Genomic DNA, 22,466 nt, shown 5'->3' with positions numbered 1-22,466 from the left:
GGGTACCGGTCAGGGGGCGGCGAGGGCCCGGCCACCGGTACTCGGCCGGGGGCGCGGACGCGCCGGTCAAGGCACCGCAAGGCGCCGCAAGGCATCGCATGGCTCCGAGGGCGCCGTCGGCCACGGTTCACCGTCGCCCCGCGCCCGCTCTCCGCCCCCTCACGGACTGATCGCCAGCACGATGTACCCCGCGAAAAGGGTCAGATGGAGACCGCCCTGGAGCGGTGTGGCGCGGCCCGGGATGACGGTGAGGGTGCCCGCGGCGACGGTCAGGGCGAGCAGCACCATATGGGTCGGGCCGAGGCCCAGTTCCAGGGGGCCCGCCAGCCAGACGGAGGCGGCGGCGACCGCGGGGATGGTCAGGCCGATGCTGGCCATCGCCGAGCCGAGGCCGAGGTTGAGGCTGGTCTGGATCCGGCCGCGGCGGGCCGCGCGGACCGCCGCGATGGTCTCCGGCAACAGCACCAGCAGCGCGATCACCACCCCGACGACGGACGACGGCAGCCCCGCCGCGGCCACCCCCGACTCGATCGCCGGCGACACCGCCTTCGCGAGTCCCACCACCGCGATCAGGGCCAGTCCCAGATGGGCCAGGCTGATCATCGCCGTCCGCTTCGACGGCGGATCGGCGTGGTCGTCGTCGAGCACATCGCCCGCCGGGGTCACCGGGGCGAGGAAGTAGTCGCGGTGCCGCACCGTCTGTGTCGTCACGAACAGGCCGTACAGCACCAGGGAGGCCAGCGCGGCGAAGATCAGTTGCGGGGTGGAGAACTGTGCGCCGGTGCCGCTGGTGGTGAAGCTGGGCAGGACGAGGCTCAGCCCGGCCAGTGTCGAGACGGTGGCCAGCGCCGCGCCGGTGCCCTCCGGGTTGAAGATCGCGACGCGCCGCCGCAACGCGCCGACCAGCAGACAGAGTCCGACGATGCCGTTGCAGGTGATCATGACGGCGGCGAAGACGGTGTCCCGGGCCAGCGCGGCGCTCTTGTCGCCGCCGTCGGCCATCAGGGTGACGATCAGCGCCACCTCGATGATGGTCACCGCGACCGCGAGCACCAGGGAGCCGAACGGTTCCCCGACCCGGTGGGCGATCACCTCCGCGTGGTGCACGGCGGCCAGTACCGACCCCGCCAGGAAGAGCGTCACCACGGCGACGAGCGCGCCCGGCAGCGACCTCCCCCAGACCAGGATCAGCAGGACGACGCCGAGAACGGGCACCGCCCGGGTCCAGTGCTGGGCGGTCGAACGGAGCCGGGCGATCATGCTGACGAGCCTGGCAGATCCCGCCCGGACCCGCGCGCCGACGACCGCCCGCCGGGTGGCGGGCCCGCCCTGAGGGACCGCCGTGCGGGGGCGCGGGGTACGCCCTCGTGAGCACGCCGGGGCGGACCGTTCGGGCCGGGCGGCTTCGGCCGGGAGCCCGCCGCACCAGGTACGCACCGGCCCGCTCCGCTTCGGGCGCGAGCCCCGCCCGCCCCCTCCGGCGGTCGGCCGTACCGCCCCCCCCCGCCGCCCGGTCCGCAGCGGGCTCAGGCCGTCGCCCGGTGCCCCCGGGGCTCGGCCGGTGCGGTGGCCGCGCGGGTCACGTCCGCGACGAGTTCGATCACGTCCGGCCCGTACGCCTGGGAGTTGACCACCTTCAGCAGGACGCAGAACTGGCCGTCGGTGCCGTACGTGCGGGCCAGCCGGGAATGGTTGCGGACCAGATGGCGGACGGCCGCCCGGTGGGTGACCGGGCGCTGGCCGGCCGCGAGGAACACCGGGCGGCCGCCCTCCCCGGCCGTCAGCCGGGCCAGCGGGACGTACTCGACGGTGCCCGGCTCCATGCGGTACGCGGTCGAGCCGATGGTGAACGTCCCGCGGTCGGCGCCGGTCGCGTCGCCCGGGTGCACGGCGACGCCCGGCAGCAGCGTCGCGAGGTGCGCGGCCAGGCGGCGGTGGGCCGTCGGGTCGCCGACGCAGAACTCCGTCCGGGCGCCGAAACCCTGGAGCCCGGTGTCGTGCGGGGCGACCTCCGGGTGGGCCCGGCAGTTCTCGACGACCGCGGCGAGGCCGAGCAGCGCCAGCGCGTCATGGCGCGGGATGCTGCCGTGGGCCGAGGCGCTGTCCCGGTGGGTGACCAGGACGCACTCCGAGCCCTCCGGCAAGCCGAAGAAGCGCTGCGTGCGGGTCAGCTTCCGGCGTGCGGCCGCGGAGAAGGCGGCCCAGCCGGCCGCCGCCCCCACGACGAGCGCCACGGCGGCGGCGATCAGGACGAACAGGGTGTCGTTCATGGCGGGGGAGCGTAACCGCTGTCCGGGTGTGTGTTCGAGCGGACGGGGGCGGATGTCGGGGCTCGTCCCGGTTCGTGCGCCGCGGTTGGCCGGGAAGCGACGCCGCCGCCGTGTGCCAGGGCGAGGTGCGGGCGAGACGCGGGGCGAGCCCGACGCGCTGTCACTCCTCCGGGAGCGGGCCGGGGAGGCCCGTGCGGCGCGTACCTGACGTATCGTCACCTGTTTGGAGGCGGTGGCCGGGCGCTGGGGAAACGGTCGGGAGACGCCCCGCGACAGGCGCGCGCCACCACTCCGCCGCGCCGCCGACCCTCCTCGCGAGCACTCCGCCCGGAAACCTCGGATTACGGACGTAATACGGCCGGACGCGCTCCATGACATCGCCTCAACATCCCGGTCATTACGGGCGGATGAGGCATCGCGGTGACGCGGGGAGACCGCCTGCTGGACCCCGCTGTCACGGCATGAGCACCACGAGTAGGCTCCCGCCACCTGCGTTTCCCCTGCGCCTGGAGGAAGTCCCCTCATGTCCCGTGCCCGACGTCTCACCGTCCTGGGGGCCGTGGCCGCCCTGGCCGGTTCACTGGTGGCGGTTCCGGCCGTCGCCCAGCCCGCACCGGCGGGCCCCGCCGCCCCGCACCCCGCGCCCGAACCGGTCAAGACGCCCGTCGCCGTCGGCTCCGGCGGCGCCGTCTCCAGCGTCGACCAGAACGCCTCGGCCGCCGGTATCGCGGTGCTCAAGCGGGGCGGCAACGCGGTGGACGCCGCCGTCGCCACCGCCGCCGCCCTCGGCGTCACCGAGCCGTACTCCGCCGGCGTCGGCGGTGGCGGCTACTTCGTCTACTACGACGCCAAGTCCCGCACCGTGCGCACCCTGGACGGCCGCGAGACCGCCCCGCGCACCGCCGGGGAAGACCTCTTCCAGGAGAACGGCAAGCCGCTGCCGTTCGACGACGTCGTCACCAGCGGCCTGAGCGTCGGCACCCCCGGCACGCCCGCCACCTGGGACACCGCCCTGCGCAAGTGGGGCAGCCGGTCGCTGGGTCAGGTGCTGCGGCCCGCCCGCGACCTCGCGGCACGCGGCTTCACCGTGGACGAGACGTTCCGCAAGCAGACCGCCCAGAACGAGGCGCGGTTCCGGGACTTCCCCGCCACCGCCGATCTCTTCCTGCCCGGTGGCAAACTGCCGGTCGTCGGCTCGACGATGAAGAACCCCGATCTCGCCCGCACCTACGACGAGTTGAGCCGCCGCGGTGTCGACGCGCTCTACCGCGGTGACCTGGGCCGCGATGTCGTCAACACCGTCCGCAAGCCCCCGGTGCGCCCCGGCGCCGACCGCAAGGTCCGCCCCGGTGACCTCACCCTGCGCGACCTGAAGGACTACAAGGCGCTCGGCGAGGCCCCGACCCGTACCCGCTACCGCGGGCTCGACGTCTACGGCATGGGCCCCTCGTCCGGCGGCGGCACCACCGTCGGCGAGGCGCTGAACATCCTGGAGCGCAGCGACGTCAAGCACCTCAGCGAGGCGCGGTACCTGCACCGCTACATCGAGGCCAGCCGGGTCGCCTTCGCCGACCGGGGCCGCTGGGTCGGCGACCCGAAGTTCGAGAACGTGCCGGTCCGCGGCCTGACCTCGCAGCGCTTCGCCGACGCGCGCGGCTGCCTCATCAAGGACGACGCGGTCCTCACCAGCCCCCTCGCGCCCGGTGACCCGCGCCACCCGAAGCCCTGCCGCACCTACGGCAAGGCGTCCCCGACGACGTACGAGGGGGAGAACACCACCCACCTCACCGTCGCCGACAAGTGGGGCAACATCGTCGCCTACACCCTCACCATCGAGCAGACCGGCGGCAGCGGCATCGTCGTCCCCGGGCGCGGCTTCCTGCTCAACAACGAGCTGACCGACTTCTCGTTCGCGCCCATCACCCCGGGCGTCCACGACCCGAACCTGCCCGGCCCCGGTAAGCGGCCGCGGTCGTCCATCTCGCCGACGATCGTGCTGAAGCACGGCCGGCCCGTCGTGGCGCTCGGCTCGCCCGGCGGCGCGACCATCATCACCACCGTCCTGCAGTCCCTCGTCAACCACCTCGACCGGGGCATGCCGCTGGTCGACGCCATCGCCGCACCCCGCGCCAGCCAGCGCAACGCGGCGAAGACGGAGCTGGAGCCGGCGCTGTGGAACAGCCCGCTCCGCGCGCGGCTGGAAGGCATCGGGCACCGGTTCACGCAGGTCGAGGAGATCGGCGCGGCCACCGGTGTGCAGCCGCTGCCCGGTGGCCGCTGGCTGGCCGCGGCCGAGAAGGTACGGCGCGGCGGCGGCTCGGCGATGGTCGTCAGCGAGAAGTAACCCTCCACCGGACCGGGCCCGTCCGCCCGGCCCGCCCGCGCCCGTCCGGCGACGACGCGCCCCGCCACGGCGCGTCGTTGCCGGGCGGGCGCCTGCCGCATAGCCTCCCGGGGACCGCCGGTCCGCAACCGCACTCCGGGAGGCGCACGCCGTGAGCATCGACGAGAGCCGCGAGCGCCGCCCGTCCCCGCCCGGCACCCAGGGACCACCGGAAGGACTCGCCGAGCAGGCCGCCGCTCTGGCCCGCGGCGAGACCACCTCCGCCGCCCTCGTCCGCCGCTGTCTGGAGCGCATCGCCGCCCGCGCCACCACCGTCAACGCCTTCCGCCGGGTACGGGCCGAGGCCGCCGAGGCGGAGGCGGCGGACGCCGACCGCCGGCTCGCGGCGGGGGAGCGGCTGCCGCTGCTCGGTGTGCCGGTGGCGGTCAAGGACGACATCGATGTGGCGGGCGAGCCCACCGCGTTCGGCTGCGCCGGGGAGTTCCCCGCCAAGGCGCGCGACGCCGAGGTGGTGCGGCGGCTGCGCGCCGCCGGGGCGATCGTCGTCGGCAAGACCAACGCCTGCGAACTGGGCCAGTGGCCGTTCACCGAGGGCCCCGCCTTCGGCGACACCCGCAACCCCTGGCACCTCGGCCACACCCCGGGCGGCTCCTCCGGCGGCAGCGCCGCCGCCGTCGCCGCGGGTCTGGTGCCCGCCGCGCTCGGCACCGACGGCGCCGGCTCGGTCCGTATCCCCGCCGCCTGGACGCATCTGGTCGGCGTCAAACCGCGCCGCGGCACCCTCTCCACCTGGCCGGACGCCGAATCGTTCCAGGGCATCACGGGCATCGGACCGCTCGCCCGCACCGTCGAGGACGCGGCGCTGCTGCTGGACGCGGCGAGCGGCAGCCACCCCGGCGACCTGCACCGCCCGCCACCGCTCGCCGCCTCCGAGGCGGTCCGCCGCGACCCCGGCCGGCTGCGGATCGCGCTGTCCTTCACGCCGCCGTTCACCCTCACCGCCGCCCCGCTCGACCCGGAGGTCCGGCGCGCGGTGACGGCGGTGGCGCGCACCCTCGCCGGGCTCGGCCACTTCGTCGAGGAGGCCGACCCGGACTACGGGCTGATCGGCCTGGCGTTCGTGCCGCGCGCCACCAACGGCGTGCGGGAGTGGGCGGCGCGGGTGCCCGACCCGGCGCTGCTGGACCGGCGCACCCGCGGCGCGGTCCGTCTGGGGCGGCTGCTGGGCGGCCCCGTGCTGCGCCGGGCGCGCGCCGCCGAACCCCGCCAACACCGCCGGATCGGCGCCCTGTTCGGCCGCTACGACGTGCTGCTGACGCCGACCACCGCCACCCCGCCGCTGCGGATCGGCGCCCTCGCCGGGCTCGGCGGCCGCCGTACGGACCAGGCCATGACCGCCGCCTGCCCGTACGCCTGGCCGTGGAACGTCCTGGGGTGGCCGGCGGTGAACGTCCCCGCCGGGTTCACCGGCGGCGGACTGCCGCTCGGCGCGCAGTTGCTCGGGCCCGCCGACGGCGACGCCCGGCTGCTGTCGCTGACCGCGCAGCTCCAGTCCGCGCTGCGCTGGCACGAGCGCCGCCCGGCCACGGAGGCGGCGGGCGGCGCGGGGCCGGGGGAGGTCAGCCCAGCAGGGCGATGATCTCGTCCGTGGTGCCGGTCTCACCGAGCCGCGGGAAGATCTTCTCGACGCTGTTGCGGTGCGCCGCCTCGTCCAGGTCGGTCACCGCGTCGGTGGCGACCGTGACGTGGTAGCCGTGCTCGTGCGCGGCGCGCGCGGTGGACTCCACACCGATGCTGGTGGCGATGCCGGCCAGCACCACCTGCGTCACGCCCCGGCGGCGCAGCTCCGGATCGAGGGCGGTGCCGTGGAAGGCGCCCCACCGCTGCTTGGTGACGAGGATGTCGCCGGGGCGCCGGTCCAGCTCGGGCACCAGCTCCGCCCGGTCGGCGGGCGGTGTGCCACCCGCGCGGGAGGTCTCGGTGCGGCCCGGCGCGCCACCGGTGACGTTGACCAGCACCACGGGCAGCTCCCGCGCGCGGAACGCGGCGGCCAGCCGCGCGGAGCGGGCGACGACCTCGTCCGACGGGTGGGCGGTGGGCAGCCCGGTGATGCCCTTCTGAAGGTCGATCACGACGAGGGCGCAGGCGGGGTCGAGCGTGGTCACGGACACGGGGTCTCCAGGGACGGTGGCATCAACAGGCGTATGCGATAAGGGAGTTGGGGTCGGCCGGGCTCACGGTCCGGCGACGCGCCGCAGGAGTGCCGTCGCCTCGGCGAGGGTCTGCCGCTCCTCGGCGGTCAGGTGCTCGGCGAGCGCCTCGGTCAGCCAGTCCCGCTTGGCCCGGCGCGCCTCGCCGATCAGCCGCCGGCCCTCGTCGGTGAGGGAGAGGACGACCTGCCGGCCGTCGGTCGGATGCGGGCTGCGCGCCACGACGCCGTGGTCCTCCAGCGCCGCGAGGGTCAGCCGCATCGACTGCGGGCGGACCAGCTCGGCGCGGGCCAGCTCCGCGGTGGTCGCCGGGCCGTCCCGCTCCAGGCGGGCGAGGACCGCGCGCTGGGTCGGGGTGACCCCGCCGAGCGGTGAGGCGGCCCGCAGGCGGCGCATCAGCAGGCCCACCGTCGCCGCGAGATCGGAGGCGAGCCGTCCGGGCTCCGGGCTCTGCGCGTCGTCCATGCCGCCACCGTAGAAGGACGACAGGGAAACTTGCAAGTTTCCCTGTCGATATCCGGTGGGCGGCACGGTGCGGCCGCGTCCGTGCCGGGCGCGCCCGGCGACGCACCGGAGAGGGGCTTGCCCCGGTGCGCGGCGGGGCCTACGGTCGCCTCCACGCGCGCAGGGCCCGCCCGAGACCGCGTGGGCCCGCAGCCTGACGCGACGGCGAAGGAGCTGTTCATGGCCGATGTTGTGCGAGCCGCACTGGTCCAGGCGACCTGGACGGGCGACACCGAATCGATGATCGCGAAGCATGAGGCCCACGCCCGGGAGGCGGCCGGGCAGGGGGCGAGGATCATCGGCTTCCAGGAGGTCTTCAACGCCCCGTACTTCTGCCAGGTGCAGGAGCCGGAGCACTACCGCTGGGCCGAGCCGGTCCCCGACGGTCCGACGATCACCCGGATGCGGGCCCTCGCCCGCGAGACCGGCATGGTCGTCGTCGCCCCCGTCTTCGAGGTCGAGCAGTCCGGTGTGTACTACAACACCGCCGCCGTCATCGACGCCGACGGCACCGTGCTCGGCAGCTACCGCAAGCACCACATCCCGCAGGTCAAAGGCTTCTGGGAGAAGTACTACTTCAAGCCGGGCAACGCCGGATGGCCGGTCTTCGACACCGCCGTCGGCAAGGTCGGCGTCTACATCTGCTACGACCGGCACTTCCCCGAGGGCTGGCGGCAGCTCGGGCTCGGCGGCGCCCAGCTCGTCTACAACCCGTCCGCCACCTCCCGCGGCCTCTCCGCCTACCTCTGGCGGCTGGAACAGCCCGCAGCCGCCGTCGCCAACGAATACTTCGTCGCCGCCATCAACCGCGTCGGCACCGAGGAGTACGGCGACAACGACTTCTACGGCACCAGCTACTTCGTCGACCCCCGCGGGCAGTTCGTCGGCGATACCGCCGCCGACGGCACGGAGGAACTCCTCGTCCGCGACCTCGACTTCGGACTGATCGACGAGGTCCGGCAGCAGTGGGCGTTCTACCGCGACCGGCGGCCCGACGCCTACGAGGGGCTGGTGCGCCCGTGACGGCCGACGGCGCCCCCGGGGCGCTGCTCGCCCGCCACCGCGCGGTGCTGCCCTCCTGGCTCGACCTCTACTACGAGCGGCCGCTCGAACTCACCCACGGCGCCGGACGCCACGTATGGGACGCCGAGGGCAACCGCTACCTCGACTTCTTCGGCGGCATCCTCACCACCATGACGGCGCACGCCCTGCCGGAGGTCACCGCCGCCGTCACCGAACAGGCCGGGCGGATCCTGCACACCTCGACGCTCTACCTCTCCCGCCCCATGGTGGAGCTGGCCGAGCGCATCGCCGCGCTCTCCGGCATCCCCGACGCCCGGGTCTTCTTCACCACCTCGGGCACCGAGGCCAACGACGCGGCGCTGCTGTTCGCCACCGCCTACCGCCGCTCCCACCAGATCCTGGCGATGCGCAACAGCTACCACGGCCGCTCCTTCTCCACCGTCGCCGTCACCGGCAACGCGAGCTGGTCCCCGACGAGCCTCTCCCCGTTCCAGACGTTCTACGTCCACGGCGGCGTGCGCACCCGCGGACCGTACGCCTCGCTCGATGACGCCGACTTCATCGCGGCGTGCGTCGCCGACCTGGAGGACGTCCTCGGCCAGACCGCCGGGGGCGTCGCCGCGCTGATCGCCGAACCGGTCCAGGGCGTCGGCGGTTTCACCTCCCCGCCGGACGGGCTCTACGCCGCGTTCCGCGAGGTGCTCGCCGCCCGCGGCATCCTCTGGATCAGCGACGAGGTGCAGACCGGCTGGGGCCGTACCGGGGACCACTTCTGGGGCTGGCAGGCGCACGCCCGGAACGGCCCGCCCGACCTGCTGACCTTCGCCAAGGGCATCGGCAACGGCATGTCCCTGGGCGGTGTCGTCGCCCGCGCCGAGGTGATGGACGCGCTGGACGCCCACTCCATCTCGACGTTCGGCGGCAGCCCCGTCACCACCGCCGCCGGTCTCGCCAACCTCACCTACCTCATCGACCACGACCTCCAGGGCAACGCCCGGCGCGTCGGCGGACTGCTCATCGAACGGCTGCGGGCCGTCACCGCCGGGAGCGACCTGGTCCGCGAGGTGCGCGGGCGGGGCCTGATGATCGGCGTCGAACTCGTCACGCCCGGCACCGACGAGCCGTCCGCCGAGGCCGCCTCCCTGGTCGTGGAGGCGGCCCGGGAGCGCGGACTGCTCGTCGGCAAGGGCGGACGGGGCGGTGCGTGTCTGCGCATCGCCCCGCCGATGACGCTGAACGTCGCCGAGGCGGAGGAGGGCGCGGAGCTGCTGGCCGGAGCGCTGGCCGACGCGCGCGCCCACCTCACCTGACGCAACGTCAGGGCGCGACGTCGCCGTAGGCGCGGCCCACCGCGGCACCGTTGAGGTACGCGGTGGCCGCGCCGGTGACACCGTCGGAGCGGTAGACGCCCCACTTGTCGGTGACCCAGTCGGCCCGCAGTGTGGCCGCCCGGTACTGCGTGGCGCCGCCCGCCAGCTTCTGGGCGGCGCCGTCGTGCCACAGCTTCACCCACCCCTTCGCCGGGTCCTTGGAGATCTTCAGACCGACGACGAACGAGTGCCAGGAGTTGAGCTTCAGACCGGAGCGCCACAGGTAGGTGGTCTTCATCTCCGGGTCGGAGTACTCCAGATCGACGGTGCCGTCACCGCGGGCGCGCAGCGACAGCGGCGGGGTGGCGGCGCCGGAGCCGTAGTCCTTGAGCTGCCACAGCGTCACCCAGTCGCCCTTCTTGGTGGGCAACGGCCCCCACATCGACCGCCAGCCGATGTAGAAGACGTCCCCCTCCTTCGAGAACCGCAGCGGACCGCCCGAGGCGCGGTGCCCGCGCGTCTCGACCCGCACCCGCGTGGCGTCGTCGACCTTGTGCCCGGAGGTGTGCAGCGCGTACGTCTTCCCGTACCGCCCGGCCGGGTCGTCGACGACGGTGACCTGTCCCGGCTTGGTCTCCACGCCCTCGAACGCCTTGGTGCCGGTGGCCGGATCGGCCCGCCAGAGGGGCGTGGCGCGGTGGGCGGGCGGCGGGGCGGCGCCGTCGGCCGCGGGCCGGGGGGTGTGCGCGGGGGTGCCGCCCTCGGCGTTCGCGACGGCCCAGAAGCCGACCAGCGCCAGCCCGGCCAGCGGAGCAACTAACCACCGTGCAGGCCGAGTTGAGGTGCTTCTCATGGGATCTCCCGAATGTGGGGGGTGGGAGGGACGCGTGAAAGTTAGGTTTGTTGCCAGTAATCGTCAAGAGGCGCGGCAAGGGCGCGCGGGAAACGCGCGGCGGAGTGCGACGGGCGCGCCGTGCGGCCGGAGCGGGCGCCGGCCCGGCCGCATCGGGCTCGCACCTGGGGGTACCGGCGCCGCGTCCGGGCGGCGCGCACCGCACCGGCGGCAGCGGGCGGCCTGTTCCGGAGCCCCGGGGCGGGACGGACCCGCGCCCGCGACGTGGCCCGGCGGCGGTACGGGCGGACAGTTCGTGCCGACGCCACCGGCGCCGCGGCCGGACGGCTCGGACTCGCGGCACCGGCGGCGGGCACGGCGCCCCGGGCACGCACCTGCGGGGACCGGCGCCGGGGCCGGGCGGCGCGCCCCGCACGGCGGCGGGCGCGGGCGGCCCCACCCGGCCCGCCGCGTCCGTCACTCGTACCCGCGCAGCTTCCGGTACAGCGTCGCGCGGGCGATGCCCAGGGACGCGGCGGTACGTGCCTTGTTGCCGCCGTGGCTGCGCAGGGCCGCCAGGATCGTCTCCCGCTCGGCCCGCTCGATGGTGCCCGGACGGGGCGGCGCGGCCCGCTGCCGTACCGACCGCGGCAGCTCGTCGCGGCGCACCGGCCCGCCGGACCGCCGCCCCCGCGCCACCTCCCGTACCAGCGCGGCGAGTTCGGTGACATTGCCCGGCCAGGGCTGCGCCTCCAGCGCCCGTACCGCCTCCAGGGTCCAGGTCAGCGGCGGACGGCCGGGCGGCGGCGGTGGGGACAGCCGGGCCAGCAGGATGTGCAGGTCCTCCGGCCGCTCCCGCAGCGGCGGCAGCGTCACCGACCGCGCCCCGAGGGTGTCCAGCAGCCGCGCCAGACACGGCCCGACCTCGGTGCCCGGGGTGTGCGTGACGATCAGCGGCAGCCGCGGCCGTTCGTCGAGCAGTGCCACCAGCGCCGCCACGTCCCGCTGGCCCAGCCGTTCGGCGTGGCGCAGCAGCACCGGCCGCGCCACCGGCGCCGGACCGGCACCGCCGTCCGCCGTCAGATACGGCCGCAGCGCCGCCAGTTCACCCTCCGGCGCGGACGCCGCGTCGACGGTCAGCGGCTCCGTCGCGCCGTCCGGGCCGCGCAGCAGCGCCCGGCCCAGCGTGGTCTTGCCCGTACCACGCTCCCCGGCCAGCAGCAGCGGCCGCGGACAGGAGAACAGCTCCACCGCGCGCTCCACGGCACGCCGCCAGGCCGCCGAACTCCCCGGCGGCAGACAGGACGCGGCGCCCGCCCCGGCACCGGGCTCCGGCCCCGTACCGGCCGGATCCTCCTCGACCACCGCGAGCGCCCCGGTCACCGCCCCCGCCTCCCGCACCGGCAGCAGCCGCGCGGCGACCGCGCCGCCCCACCGCACCACCGGCTCACCGTCCCAGCGGCCCGCCGTCCCGTCCGCGCCCAGCAGCGCCACCGCCTGCCGCTCCAGCCCGGCCACCGCCTCCGGCGACAGCAGTCCGGCCGCCGCCTCGCTCACCAGCCGGCTGCGGCCGTCGAAGGCGAGCACCGCGCGTCCGGCCGCCCGCTCCCGCGCGAACGCGTCCAGCAACCGCCGCTCCGGCTCCCGCGGCCCCCGCGCCGCCAGCTCCGCCTCGACCGCGGCGGCCACCGCCTCCGCCAGCGCCGCGTCCGGATGCCCGCCGCCCGGCGCGCACAGCCCGCGCGCGAGGGTGACGGTGCCCAGGGCCCGCACCCCGCCCGGCCGCCGCACCGGCACACTGACCGCCGAAACCTCCTGCCACAGATCGAGGACGTGCTCGGGCCCGTGCGACTCGGACCGCTGCCCGTACCGCAGCGCCAGCGCGGCGCTGTTGTGGCCGACGACCTCCTCCGACAGATCGTCACGGAGCGTGCCCGGCGACGGCGTACCGCCCCGGCACACCACCCGGCACCGCCCGTCGGCGACGATCACCCGGCGCTCTGCGTCGTCCAGCGCCCCGGCCAGCCGCTCCAGCACCGGCCGGGCGGCCCCGGCCAGCGCGCCGTCGCCCGCCGGCCGGGGCGTACCGGCGGCGGGCAGATCGCTGGGGACGCCGAAGAACGCGGCCCGGCGCCAGGCGGACACCAGTGGCTCGGGGACGCCGTCCGGCAGCGGGAGCCCGGCGAGGAACCGGTCCCGCGCCTGGCGGATCAGCGCCTGCTCCGGCGCCGGGCGGAAGGAATCTGTGCTGCTCACGACCGCCTCACCGTACCGGGGCGGCGCACGGCGGCGGCCGGGAGGTGGCATCGCACGGCGCCCCGGGACACGGCCCGCTCGGGGTCCGGGTGTCTCATTTCGAGACACCCGGACGCCCGCCGGACGTTCCAAGATCATGGGTGGCGGTACCGGCCCGGCGCGGCGCGTCCCGCCGCCGCACGGGGCCCGCGGCCGCGCCGTCCGGCGCCACGCACCGCACGCCGATGAAAGGTTGCACACACGATGGCTCTCGCTTTCCTCCAGCGTGGCCGGTCCGCCCGCGGCGGAGCGGGCATCCGGCTGACCCTGCCGGTCGGCGCCGGCGGTCTCGCCCGTACGGTCACCGACCCCTACGGGCAGCCGGTCGACGGCGCGGACGTCACGGTCACCGCCGTCACCAGCCGCAAGGTGATCTTCAAGGGCGCCACCGACCCGTTCGGGCTGTTCGCCGTGGCGCTGCCGCCCGGCCGCTACAGCGTGATGGTGTCCGCCGAGTCCCTCCAGCCCCATCAGGAGACGGTCGAGGTCACGGCCGGGCACGGCGCGGAGCCCGGGCCGGTACGGCTGTCCGAGGCCCGGCGGCTGGAGCTGCCCACCGCCGGGACCTGGCTCTTCGACCCGCCGCACACCGCGATCCGCTTCATCGCCCGCCATGTCGGCATGGCCAACGTGCACGGCCGGTTCACCCGCTTCGAGGGCGGTATCCGCGTCGGCGCCGACATGGCCCACTCCCACGTCGAGGTGCGGATCGACGCGTCGAGCATCACCACCGGCAACAAGACCCGCGACAATCACCTGCGCTCCGCGGACTTCCTGGACGTCGAGAACTACCCGTACATCCACTTCTCCAGCAACCGCTTCGTGCACCGCGGCGGCTCGCAGTGGCAGCTCCAGGGCTCGCTGAGCATGCACGGCGTCAGCCGCTCCGTCGCCCTCGACACCTCCTACCTCGGCGTCGTCAACGGCGGCTACGGCCAGGAGCTGCGCTGCGCGGCCCTGGCCAAGGCCGAACTGCACCGCGAGGACTACACGCTGAACTGGCGCACCATGCTCGCCCGCGGCATCGCCGTCGTCGGCCCCACCGTCAAGCTGGAGCTGGACGTCCAGGCGATGTACCGCAGCCACGACACCCCGACCCCGCCGGAGTGACCCGGCGGCCGCGGCCCGCGCCCGGTCACCGCCCGGCCGCGCCGCGGACCGCCGCCGCCACCTCGTGGAAGAACCGCGCGTGCGCCCGGCGGCTGCACGGCGCCTCCGGATTCCAGCCGACCAGCCGCGCCGAGGCCGCCACCGCCCGCCAGTGCGCGCCGCCGCGCAGCGCCTGCGGCGGCGCGGCGTTGGCCCGTACGTCGCTCAGCACGATGTCGGGGGCGAGCGCCGCGACATCGGCCCAGGTGGCGGTCGCCCAGTTCGCCCCCGGGCCGGCGGCCGGCTCCAGCAGCTCCACGCCGTGCTCCCGCAGCGTCCGCAGATCGGGCCAGGCGCCGGGCCGTGCCAGATACGCCTGCTCGGGACCGGCCGCGGAGAGCGCCAGCACCCGGGGGCGGCGGCCGTCGCCCGCCGCCGTCCGCAACGCGTCCTCCGCGTCGTCCAGCGCCACCGCGGCGCTCGCCGGCTCGCCCGCGCCGAGCGACCCGGCGAGCGCCGCGAACCGCTCCCGCACCACGGCCAGCCCCCGGCCCGGCCCCACGCCCAGCGCCACCACCGGGACGTGCGCCTCCAGCTCCCGCGCCGTCTTCGCCGTCAGGCCGTACACCGCCTCGCCGTCGTAGGTGACGGCCACCACCAGATCCGGCGCCGCCCCCAGCACGGTGTCCGGGTGCAGCGCCGCCCCCGCGCCGAGATACGGGATGCCCTCCCGGGGCAGCTCCCCGCTCTTCGTCCGGTCCGGAACCGCCCCGTCGTGCTGCGACCCGAAGAGCCCCACGGGGCGGACGCCGTGATCCCACAGCGTCGCCCCGGCCTGTATGTACGCGATGATCCGCGACGGCCGTTCGCCGGCCACCGCCAGTCGCCCGCGGTCGTCGGAGAACTCCCACGGCGTGCTCCGCTGCATGACGTGTCGCCTCTCTGCCCGGTGTCGGTCCCGCTCCCGCCGCCCGCGCCGCGTCCCGGCGTCGCCCGGCCCGGCTCCCGTCCCGCGGACGGTGAGGGGCGCTCCCCGGCGGCGTCGGTTACCTGCCCAATCCGCGTACCCCGCACCCCTTCCGGCCCGTACCGCCCCGGGCGCACCGCACGCCGCCCCGTTCAACCGGCCGGATGACCGGCGCCGCCACACGGCCGCCCCGCGCGGGCGGCGGACACGGTATTGCCCCCGCGGCTGCCATGCTTCTACGGTCTCCTTCCCGCCCGGGAACCGGCGCCGCACGGGCCCGCCCGCCGCGCGCGGGCACCCGTACGGAAGGAAGCGGACGGCGGCCTCGCGCAGGTCACCGCCCGCGGCACGGGCGGCCGTCCGCGCCGGGCCGCCCGCCGCACGGCACGCACCCGTGGCGCAGTGAGGGAGACCGGACGTGACACGCACTCTCATCACCGGTGGCCTGGTGATCACCGCTGCCGACGAACTCCACGCCGACGTCCTCGTCGAGGGCGGCCGGGTGGCGGCCCTCGCCACCCCCGGCAGCCACGACTGGCAGGCCGAGCGCGTCATCGACGCCGCGCAGAAGTACGTCATCCCCGGCGGCGTCGACGCCCATACCCACATGGAGATGCCCTTCGGCGGCACCCAGGCGTCCGACACCTTCGAAACCGGCACCCTCGCCGCCGCGTGGGGCGGCACCACCACGATCGTCGACTTCGCCATCCAGCCCAGGGGCGGCTCCCTCCAGGAGGGGCTCGACACCTGGCACGCCAAGGCGGACGGCGTCTGCGCGGTCGACTACGCCTTCCACATGATCATGTCCGATGTGAACGCCTCCTCCCTGAAGGAGATGGACCGCCTCGTCGAATCCGGCGTCAGCTCCGTCAAACTCTTCACCGCCTACCCCGGGGTCTTCCTCTCCGACGACGGACAGATCCTCCGCGCCATGCAGCGCGCCGCGGACAACGGCGCGCTGGTGATGACCCACGCGGAGAACGGCCTCGCCATCGACGTCCTCGTCGAACAGGCCCTGGCCCGCGGCGAACGCGACCCGCGGTACCACGGCGAGGTCCGCAAGGCGCTCCTGGAGGCCGAGGCGACCCACCGCGTCATCAAGCTCGCGCAGGTGGCGGGCGCCCCCGTCTACGTCGTGCACGTCTCCGCGCGCGAAGCCGTCGCGGAGATCGTCCGCGCCCGCGACGAGGGGCTGCCGGTCTTCGGCGAGACCTGCCCGCAGTACCTCTTCCTGTCGACGGACAACCTCGCCGAACCGGACTTCGAGGGCGCCAAGTACGTCTGCTCCACCCCGCTGCGCCCGGCCGAGCACCAGGAAACCCTCTGGCGCGCCCTGCGGACCAACGACCTCCAGGTGGTCTCCACCGACCACTGCCCGTTCTGCTTCACGGGCCAGAAGGAGCTGGGCCGCGGCGACTTCTCGAAGATCCCCAACGGGATGCCCGGCGTCGAGAACCGCATGGACCTGCTCCACCAGGCCGTCGTCGACGGGCACCTCGGCCGCCGCCGCTGGATCGAGATCGCCTGCACCGCCCCGGCCCGGATGTTCGGCCTCCACCCCAAGAAGGGCACCCTCGCCCCCGGCTCCGACGCCGACATCGTCATCTACGACCCGCACGCCGAGCAGACCCTGTCGGCCGCCACCCACCACATGAACGTCGACTACTCCGCCTACGAGGGCCGCCGGATCACCGGCCGCGTCGAGACGGTCCTCTCCCGCGGCGTACCGGTGATCGAGAACCGCCGCCACACCGGCCGCGCCGGACACGGCGTCTACGTCCCCCGGGGCCTGGGCCACTACGCGGGCTGACCGCCGCTTGCGGTTGCCGTTACGTCAACTTCTACGGTCTCCAACAGGGCCGGAGAGACCGGCCCGGCGAGGAAGGACACCGCGATGACCTGGTCGATCGCCGAGGTCGCCCGGATGAGCGGGGTGACGGCCCGGACGCTGCGGCACTACGACGCAATCGGTCTGCTGCCACCGGCCGGCATCGGGGGCAACGGTCACCGCCGCTACGGCGAGCCGGAACTCCTGCGGCTCCAGCAGATCCTGCTCATGCGGGAGCTGGGCCTCTCCCTGCGGGAGATCCACGAGGTGCTGGAGCGCCGCGCCGACCGGATCGCCGTACTCCGCGAGCACCACACCCGGCTGCTGGCGGAGCGGGACCGGCTGACGACGCTGGCCCGGACGGTCGGCCGCACCCTCGCCGCACTGGAGGAAGGCAGGGAACACCCCGACATGAACGGCATCAACCGCCCCGAGAACCTCTTCGACGGCTTCGAGCACGACCCGGAGATGGAGGCCGAGGTACGCGAGCGCTGGCCGGCGGCGTGGGAGGAGTCCCGGCGCGCCACCGAGGCGATGACGGGTGAGGAGAGCGAGCGGTGGCAGCGGGAGGTGACGGCCCAGATGATCCGCGTGGCGGAGTTCATGGTGGCCGGAACACCCGTCACCGACCCCGAGGTCCTGGCAGAGACCGACATCCACTACCGCGGCGTCTGCCGCTTCTGGACCCCGAACGCGCAGGCGTACCGGGGCCTGGCGGCGACCTACACCGACGACCCCCGCTTCCGCGCCAACTTCGACCGGATCGCGGAGGGCCTGGCCGCCTACCAGCGCGCCGCGATGGAGGCGTACGCCGACGCCCGGCTGAGCTGACACCTCGGAGGGCCCGGCGTCCGGCCGTGGTGGCCGCGGCGGCCGTGCTGGCCGCGGTCCGGGGACCGGCGTACGCGTCGGGGTTCCGGACGCTCGCCGCCGGGCGGGGGCTCGTCACCCGGCCGCGCTCCGTGCGCGGCCGGGTCACTTCCCGGGTGCGGGGCATCGTCCGTCCCGCCCCGACGGCCGGCCGCGGTCCGTGCCGCTGCGGTGGCCGCCGCCCCTGGCGGACCGGCCCCGTGGGCGCCCTCGGCCGTGCCCTGCGGCCCGTCGCCGTCCAGCTCACCGCACGCGATCCGGCGACGGGCGGTACGGGGGACCCGCGGCCCCGGCTACCGTGCGGCGCCGCGGTGGGCGCCCTCGGGCCAGAGCACCCGGACTGGCAGCCCCGCCTCGCGCGCCTCGGCGACGGTGGTGGCCGTACCGCCGCCCTTCGCGGGCGGCTGCCCGTCCCACACGGCGACCAGGGCGTCCGCCCGCCTCAGCAACGCGGAGTTGGCGGCCTCGAACGCGGCCAGGCTCGCCTCGGGGTAGGGCAGCACCGTCACCTCGGACGCCGCCGCCACCAGCCGGTCGAACCTCTCCCGTACGGCCGGGTCGGTGAGGGAGCGCCGGTAGTCGTGGAAGGGCAGGACCACCGCCAGGGCGCCCCCGGCGTCGAGCACCGCCTCGGCGAAGACCGAGTCGGCGCCGGGGGCCAGGCAGGAAACGCCCGTCAATTCCCCGGCTCCGGCGGACAGTTCACGCAGCAGCGCGGGCAGCGCGTCCCGCAGCAGCTTCTCCGTCCCCTCGGCCAGATCCATGTGGCCGGTCACGGCGATCGTCCGCATTCCCACCTCGCCCCTCGGCCCGTGTGTCGGTCCCGGGCGCCTCACGCCACGGTGGCGAGGAACCCTACTACGTAGGCCACGGCGAAGATCGACGGCACCCACTGCTCCACATAGGTCAGCGGCAGGTACCGCCGCCAGTCGCGGCCCTCGCCCAGGGCGCCCCACTCCGCGTCGGAGTAGGCCAGGGCCGGGAGCTTCCGCTCCAGCGCGCCGATCACCGCGAACTTCGCCGCGTTGAGCTGGCGGTAGGAGCGCATGGTCACGAACCACGCCAGGCACTGCGTCAACAGGATCACCAGCCCGGCCAGCCGCACCCACACCGAGAAGTGACCGCCCGTCACACCGCCGCCCGCCGCCGCGGCGGCGACGACCGCGGTGTTGAGCGTCAGGAAGAAGGTGTTGGTGAGGTTGCGCCGCGAACTGACCCGGTCGGCCATCTCGACACACAGCTTGTACTGCTCCAGTACCGCCCCCTGATAGGTCTGCTCGCTGCCGGAGTAGTGCGACGGTCCGATGTCCGCGTTCCAGAGGCTTTCGTCGATACCGGTCATGCGCTCATGGTGGCCGAACTCCAGCCATGGAAGGGAGAGTTCCGCACGGTCGGGAGGTCGGGCGGGCGCGCGGAGGGACGCGAAGGCGTGTGCGCCAGGGGCGGGCGGACGGGCCGGTGGTGGGACAGCCGGGTGGTGGTCAGGGCTCGGGGCGTATCTCCGGGCCGGGTGGCGGCGGGGGCTTCGGCGCCGGTGCGGCGGCCAGGCCGTGCAGCCGGCCCGTCGGTCCGAGGTCGAGGCGGACGGTGTCCGTATCGGCCGCGCCCCGGCGGCGCACCGCACGGAGTCGCGCGCGGAGCCATTCGTACGGGATGTCGAGCGCCAAGGGGCCGTCGTCCGCGGCCTCGGGGCCCTCGGGCCGTTCCTCGCCGGGGACGCGGGCCGCCCCGGCGAGGGAGACCAGCCGGCCGCGCGGGTCGAGGGCCGGTGCGTTGGGACCGGCGGGGGCGACGGAGCGGATGCGGCCCCCGGGCGTGAACTCCACCCGGAACAGCGTCCCTTCCGCTCCCGCACCGGGGCCCTCCGGCGCGGTGGCCGGGCCCGGGGCGGCCGCGGTCTCCGTCGCGCCCTGCCCTGCCGCGGTCCGCAGCAGTTCCTCCAGGGCGGCGAGGGTCGGGCAGCCGGTCGCGTCCCGGCGGTCGGCGGCGTCCTCCTCGGCGCTGACGCCGTCGAGGACGTGGCGGTAGGCGGGCAGCCACTGCGCCGCGACCGCCTGCTTGACCCGCTGCTTGCGCCGGCCCTCGAAGGCGGTCAGGTCGATGCGGGTGAAGTGCGGGACCCAGCCGGGACCGAAGTGGATGACGCCCCGCACCAGCGGCGGCTCCCCGGCCCGCTCCGGACGGCGCAGCGGCGGATGGTCCGGGAAGACGGGCGGCGGGCCGGGATCTGCGCCGCCGCCGACGCCGGTGGTGCCCGCGGTGCCGGTGCCCGCAGCGTCCACGGCGCCGGTGGCGTCCACGGCGCCGGCGGTACCTGCGACGCTCGCGGGGTCCGCGGCGTCCGTGGTCCCCGCACTGCCCGCGTTGTCCGTGGCACTCACAGCACCCACCGCATCCGTCCCCGCGCCAGGGCGCGCCCCGTCCGTACCGCCCGCGGTCCGGGCGAGGATCGCGTCGCCCCGGGTCCGGAAGGCCGCGTACTCCTCCTCGTCCGAGTAGACCAGCAGCAGGACGTGGTGCGGGGCGCGACGGCGGATGAGCTGTTCCAGCTCCCAGAGGGTGCCTTCGGCGACGCCGGTGCCCAGCACCACGACCCGCGCGTCGTCGATGAGCGCCGCGACCACCGGCTGCCAGTCGTCCCAGGGGAGGTAGAGGCGGTCGGCCCCGGGCTGCGGCAGCCGCTCGTCCGGCTGTCCTACGGCTATGACCCGGCCGAATGCCCGGAACATCCGCGTCAGATTCTCCTCCGTCGTCAACTGCTCCCCGCTGCGGTTGACGAACTGCGGCCAGGCGCCCGGGGAGGGCAGGGACGCCGCGGGCCGGTCCGCCGCGAACGGCCGCAGATACAGCACGTACGGCATGGCGCGGGCCTCATCGACCGTCCGCAGCACCCGGGCGCAGTGGCGCCGGCCGTGGCGCCGCAGCCAGGGCCCGGCCACCGTGGCGCCGGTGCTCGCGAGGAACGCCACGGCGGCGATGAGCAGCCGCTGCCACCCCGGCGTGCCGAGCAGATCCTCGGGGAAACGCGCCCGGCCCATCTGGGTGACGGCGGCGATGAAGCCGAGGACGGCGACGACGTTCAGCGCCGAGCCGGTCAGGCGCAGCAGCAGGCCCCACAGCCTGCGCTGCCTGCGCAGCGGGGTGCCGAGCGGCGGGAAGGGCCGCTGGGCCGGGGCGTCGGTGTTCCCGTTCATGAGCCCACTACCCCACGCCCGCACCGGCCGCCGCAAGCCCTGTGGACAACCCCCGCAGGAGGTCCAACGTCCTTGCGCGGGGCGGGATTCGGCGGGTCCGTGGGGACGTCTTCGCAGGTCCGAGGCCAGGTGCGACGGGTGGCGTCGTACGAGGTTCGGTACGCCCCGTTGTGGAAGGATTCCGGCACCGTCGGCGTCGGGCGGCCCGGCGGACCGCTCCGGCCGGTGCCGAGGCACGGCCGCCGGCCCCGCCCGGCCGGTGCTCCCGGAGCCGCCCGCACGCCGAACAGGCCGCCCGTACGCCGAACAGAAGGAGTGCAGCGTGGACTTCGGAGTCGTTCTGCAGACCGATCCGCCCGCCTCGTCCGTGGTGGAGCTGATGCGCCGGGCCGAGCGGAGGGGGTTCCGCTACGGCTGGACCTTCGACTCCGCCGTCCTGTGGCAGGAGCCGTTCGTCATCCACAGCCGCATCCTGGAGCACACCGAACGGCTCATCGTGGGCCCCATGGTCACCAACCCCTCGACCCGCACCCCGGAGGTCACCGCCTCCACCTTCGCCACCCTCAACGACATGTACGGCAACCGCACCGTCTGCGGCATCGGCCGCGGTGACTCCGCGATGCGGGTCGCGGGACGGCCGCCCAACACCCTGGCCCGGCTGGGCGAGGCGATCGGCGTCATCCGTGACCTCGCCGAGGGCCGCGAGGCCGATATCGGCGGCCACCGGCTGCGCATCCCCTGGGTGCGCGACGGCCGGCTGCCCGTCTGGATGGGCGCGTACGGCCCGAAGGCGCTGGCCATGGCCGGGCGGCTGGCCGACGGCTTCATCCTCCAGCTCGCCGACCCGTTCCTCACCGAACGGATGGTCAAGGCGGTCCGTGACGCGGCGGCGGACGCGGGGCGCGACCCGGCCGAGGTGACGGTCTGCGTGGCCGCGCCCGCCTACCTCGGTGACGATCTCGCACACGCCCGGGAGCAGTGCCGCTGGTTCGGCGGAATGGTCGGCAACCACGTCGCCGACCTCGTCGCCCGGTACGGCGCGCACTCCGGGGCCGTCCCGGAGGAGCTGACGGCGTACATCGACAAGCGCGCCGGATACGACTACGCCCACCACGGCCGGACCGGCAACCCCGACACCGCCTTCGTGCCGGACGCCGTCGTCGACCGCTTCTGCCTCCTCGGCCCGGCCGAGGCCCACATCGAGAAGCTGCGGCACCTGCGGGACCTGGGCGTCGACCAGTTCGCGCTGTACGCCATGCACGACGCGAAGGAAGCCGTCATCGACGCGTACGGGGAACGGGTCATCCCGGCGCTGAACGGCTGAACGGGCCGCCCGGGGCCGGGGTACCGGGACGGGGCGCGCGGCCCGGGAGCGCGCGCCGCCCGAGGCGCCCCGGGCGCCCGCCCCGCCCGGGCCGGAAACGCGCCACACGGTCCGGCCCGCGCCCGTCCGTGCCACGGGCCCGCTCGAAGTGCCCGTTCCGGTGCCCCGCGCACCGTCCCGCACGGGCCGGAAGCGCACGGGCCGGAAGCGCACGGGCCGGACCCCGGCCCGCGCCCGTCCGCCACGTCTGCGGGCTCCCGGCCCACACCCGCCCCACGCCCACGGCACCCGTTCCGCACCCCGGGCCCCGCGCCACCGCCGTACCCCAAGAGGTCCGCCCCGCCCCCCCCGGACACACCACGGGCCCGGCCATGGCGGCCGGGCCCGTGGCACGTACGCGGAACGT

The 22,466-nt window shown here is 75.4% G+C and carries 18 protein-coding genes; 8 read left to right on the top strand and 10 right to left on the bottom strand.

The window, feature by feature from the left end; genetic code table 11:
* Positions 1-159: 159 nt before the first annotated feature.
* Both ACGH2B_RS03455 and ACGH2B_RS03450 read right to left on the bottom strand, forming a co-directional pair.
* Entirely contained in the window at positions 160-1,260 is a 1,101-nt protein-coding gene (locus ACGH2B_RS03455) for a calcium:proton antiporter (RefSeq protein WP_399083856.1), read from the bottom strand.
* Between the two features lie 266 nt (positions 1,261-1,526).
* Entirely contained in the window at positions 1,527-2,270 is a 744-nt protein-coding gene (locus tag ACGH2B_RS03450; RefSeq protein ID WP_399083853.1) for a hypothetical protein, read from the bottom strand.
* Positions 2,271-2,793: 523 nt separating this feature from the next.
* Between ACGH2B_RS03450 and ggt the strand changes: the two genes are divergently transcribed.
* Positions 2,794-4,614 (top strand): gamma-glutamyltransferase, encoded by a 1,821-nt coding sequence (ggt, locus tag ACGH2B_RS03445; RefSeq protein ID WP_399083850.1) that lies wholly within the window; start codon positions 2,794-2,796, stop codon positions 4,612-4,614.
* 151 nt (positions 4,615-4,765) lie between these two features.
* Positions 4,766-6,253: an amidase gene (locus ACGH2B_RS03440; protein WP_399083848.1), complete on the top strand. Its 1,488-nt coding sequence runs from the start codon at positions 4,766-4,768 to the stop codon at positions 6,251-6,253.
* Here the strand turns inward: ACGH2B_RS03440 and ACGH2B_RS03435 are convergent.
* Both ACGH2B_RS03435 and ACGH2B_RS03430 read right to left on the bottom strand, forming a co-directional pair.
* On the bottom strand, positions 6,234-6,785 hold the full coding sequence (locus ACGH2B_RS03435) for an isochorismatase family protein (RefSeq protein WP_399083845.1): 552 nt from the start codon (positions 6,783-6,785) through the stop codon (positions 6,234-6,236). The genes ACGH2B_RS03440 and ACGH2B_RS03435 overlap by 20 nt on opposite strands.
* A 63-nt stretch (positions 6,786-6,848) precedes the next feature.
* Complete coding sequence (locus ACGH2B_RS03430) at positions 6,849-7,289, bottom strand: MarR family winged helix-turn-helix transcriptional regulator (protein WP_399083842.1); 441 nt, start codon at positions 7,287-7,289, stop codon at positions 6,849-6,851.
* A gap of 219 nt (positions 7,290-7,508) precedes the next feature.
* Between ACGH2B_RS03430 and ACGH2B_RS03425 the strand changes: the two genes are divergently transcribed.
* A complete protein-coding gene (locus ACGH2B_RS03425) occupies positions 7,509-8,351 on the top strand; it encodes a nitrilase-related carbon-nitrogen hydrolase (RefSeq protein WP_399083839.1) in 843 nt (280 codons plus the stop codon).
* Complete coding sequence (locus ACGH2B_RS03420; protein WP_399083836.1) at positions 8,348-9,661, top strand: aspartate aminotransferase family protein; 1,314 nt, start codon at positions 8,348-8,350, stop codon at positions 9,659-9,661. The genes ACGH2B_RS03425 and ACGH2B_RS03420 overlap by 4 nt, the downstream gene beginning before the upstream one ends.
* A 7-nt stretch (positions 9,662-9,668) precedes the next feature.
* Here the strand turns inward: ACGH2B_RS03420 and ACGH2B_RS03415 are convergent, their stop codons facing one another.
* The gene (locus ACGH2B_RS03415; protein WP_399083833.1) at positions 9,669-10,514 is read right to left on the bottom strand and encodes a heparin lyase I family protein; all 846 of its coding nucleotides are present in this window, start codon (positions 10,512-10,514) and stop codon (positions 9,669-9,671) included.
* A gap of 456 nt (positions 10,515-10,970) precedes the next feature.
* A complete protein-coding gene (locus tag ACGH2B_RS03410) occupies positions 10,971-12,749 on the bottom strand; it encodes a helix-turn-helix domain-containing protein (RefSeq protein WP_399083830.1) in 1,779 nt (592 codons plus the stop codon).
* Between the two features lie 243 nt (positions 12,750-12,992).
* Between ACGH2B_RS03410 and ACGH2B_RS03405 the strand changes: the two genes are divergently transcribed.
* Positions 12,993-13,898, top strand: coding sequence for a YceI family protein (locus tag ACGH2B_RS03405; RefSeq protein WP_399083827.1), 906 nt, complete (start codon positions 12,993-12,995; stop codon positions 13,896-13,898).
* A 25-nt stretch (positions 13,899-13,923) separates the two neighbouring features.
* On the opposite strand, the gene ACGH2B_RS03400 is transcribed toward ACGH2B_RS03405, so the two are convergent.
* On the bottom strand, positions 13,924-14,805 hold the full coding sequence (locus ACGH2B_RS03400; protein WP_399083824.1) for an ABC transporter substrate-binding protein: 882 nt from the start codon (positions 14,803-14,805) through the stop codon (positions 13,924-13,926).
* Positions 14,806-15,262: 457 nt separating this feature from the next.
* On the opposite strand from ACGH2B_RS03400, the gene hydA reads away from it, so the two are divergent.
* Positions 15,263-16,654 (top strand): dihydropyrimidinase, encoded by a 1,392-nt coding sequence (hydA, locus tag ACGH2B_RS03395; RefSeq protein ID WP_399083821.1) that lies wholly within the window; start codon positions 15,263-15,265, stop codon positions 16,652-16,654.
* Positions 16,655-16,738: 84 nt separating this feature from the next.
* The gene (locus ACGH2B_RS03390) at positions 16,739-17,503 is read left to right on the top strand and encodes a MerR family transcriptional regulator (protein ID WP_399083818.1); all 765 of its coding nucleotides are present in this window, start codon (positions 16,739-16,741) and stop codon (positions 17,501-17,503) included.
* A 332-nt stretch (positions 17,504-17,835) separates the two neighbouring features.
* Here the strand turns inward: ACGH2B_RS03390 and ACGH2B_RS03385 are convergent, their stop codons facing one another.
* From ACGH2B_RS03385 to ACGH2B_RS03375, 3 genes are all read right to left on the bottom strand, one after another.
* A complete protein-coding gene (locus ACGH2B_RS03385) occupies positions 17,836-18,333 on the bottom strand; it encodes a hypothetical protein (protein WP_399083815.1) in 498 nt (165 codons plus the stop codon).
* Between the two features lie 41 nt (positions 18,334-18,374).
* Positions 18,375-18,884: a hypothetical protein gene (locus tag ACGH2B_RS03380; RefSeq protein ID WP_399083812.1), complete on the bottom strand. Its 510-nt coding sequence runs from the start codon at positions 18,882-18,884 to the stop codon at positions 18,375-18,377.
* Between the two features lie 139 nt (positions 18,885-19,023).
* Positions 19,024-20,736 (bottom strand): hypothetical protein, encoded by a 1,713-nt coding sequence (locus ACGH2B_RS03375; RefSeq protein WP_399083809.1) that lies wholly within the window; start codon positions 20,734-20,736, stop codon positions 19,024-19,026.
* A gap of 322 nt (positions 20,737-21,058) precedes the next feature.
* On the opposite strand from ACGH2B_RS03375, the gene ACGH2B_RS03370 reads away from it, so the two are divergent.
* Positions 21,059-22,060: a TIGR03842 family LLM class F420-dependent oxidoreductase gene (locus ACGH2B_RS03370; protein WP_399083806.1), complete on the top strand. Its 1,002-nt coding sequence runs from the start codon at positions 21,059-21,061 to the stop codon at positions 22,058-22,060.
* Positions 22,061-22,466 lie beyond the last annotated feature (406 nt).

This window comes from Streptomyces sp. BBFR2, assembly GCF_044497305.1.
In the GTDB taxonomy this organism is placed as follows: domain Bacteria; phylum Actinomycetota; class Actinomycetes; order Streptomycetales; family Streptomycetaceae; genus Streptomyces.
Note: the sequence above shows the minus strand (reverse complement) of the source record. Positions and strands in the feature narration are given on the sequence as shown.

Coding starts and splice junctions, on each gene's coding strand:
- ACGH2B_RS03385 (WP_399083815.1), bottom strand. CDS start 18,333: ATGCGGACGATCGCCGTGACCGGCCACATGGATCTGGCCGAGGGGACG.
- ACGH2B_RS03450 (WP_399083853.1), bottom strand. CDS start 2,270: ATGAACGACACCCTGTTCGTCCTGATCGCCGCCGCCGTGGCGCTCGTC.
- ggt (WP_399083850.1), top strand. CDS start 2,794: ATGTCCCGTGCCCGACGTCTCACCGTCCTGGGGGCCGTGGCCGCCCTG.
- ACGH2B_RS03425 (WP_399083839.1), top strand. CDS start 7,509: ATGGCCGATGTTGTGCGAGCCGCACTGGTCCAGGCGACCTGGACGGGC.
- ACGH2B_RS03415 (WP_399083833.1), bottom strand. CDS start 10,514: ATGAGAAGCACCTCAACTCGGCCTGCACGGTGGTTAGTTGCTCCGCTG.
- ACGH2B_RS03405 (WP_399083827.1), top strand. CDS start 12,993: ATGGCTCTCGCTTTCCTCCAGCGTGGCCGGTCCGCCCGCGGCGGAGCG.
- ACGH2B_RS03400 (WP_399083824.1), bottom strand. CDS start 14,805: ATGCAGCGGAGCACGCCGTGGGAGTTCTCCGACGACCGCGGGCGACTG.
- ACGH2B_RS03390 (WP_399083818.1), top strand. CDS start 16,739: ATGACCTGGTCGATCGCCGAGGTCGCCCGGATGAGCGGGGTGACGGCC.
- ACGH2B_RS03380 (WP_399083812.1), bottom strand. CDS start 18,884: ATGACCGGTATCGACGAAAGCCTCTGGAACGCGGACATCGGACCGTCG.
- ACGH2B_RS03430 (WP_399083842.1), bottom strand. CDS start 7,289: ATGGACGACGCGCAGAGCCCGGAGCCCGGACGGCTCGCCTCCGATCTC.
- ACGH2B_RS03375 (WP_399083809.1), bottom strand. CDS start 20,736: ATGAACGGGAACACCGACGCCCCGGCCCAGCGGCCCTTCCCGCCGCTC.
- ACGH2B_RS03455 (WP_399083856.1), bottom strand. CDS start 1,260: ATGATCGCCCGGCTCCGTTCGACCGCCCAGCACTGGACCCGGGCGGTG.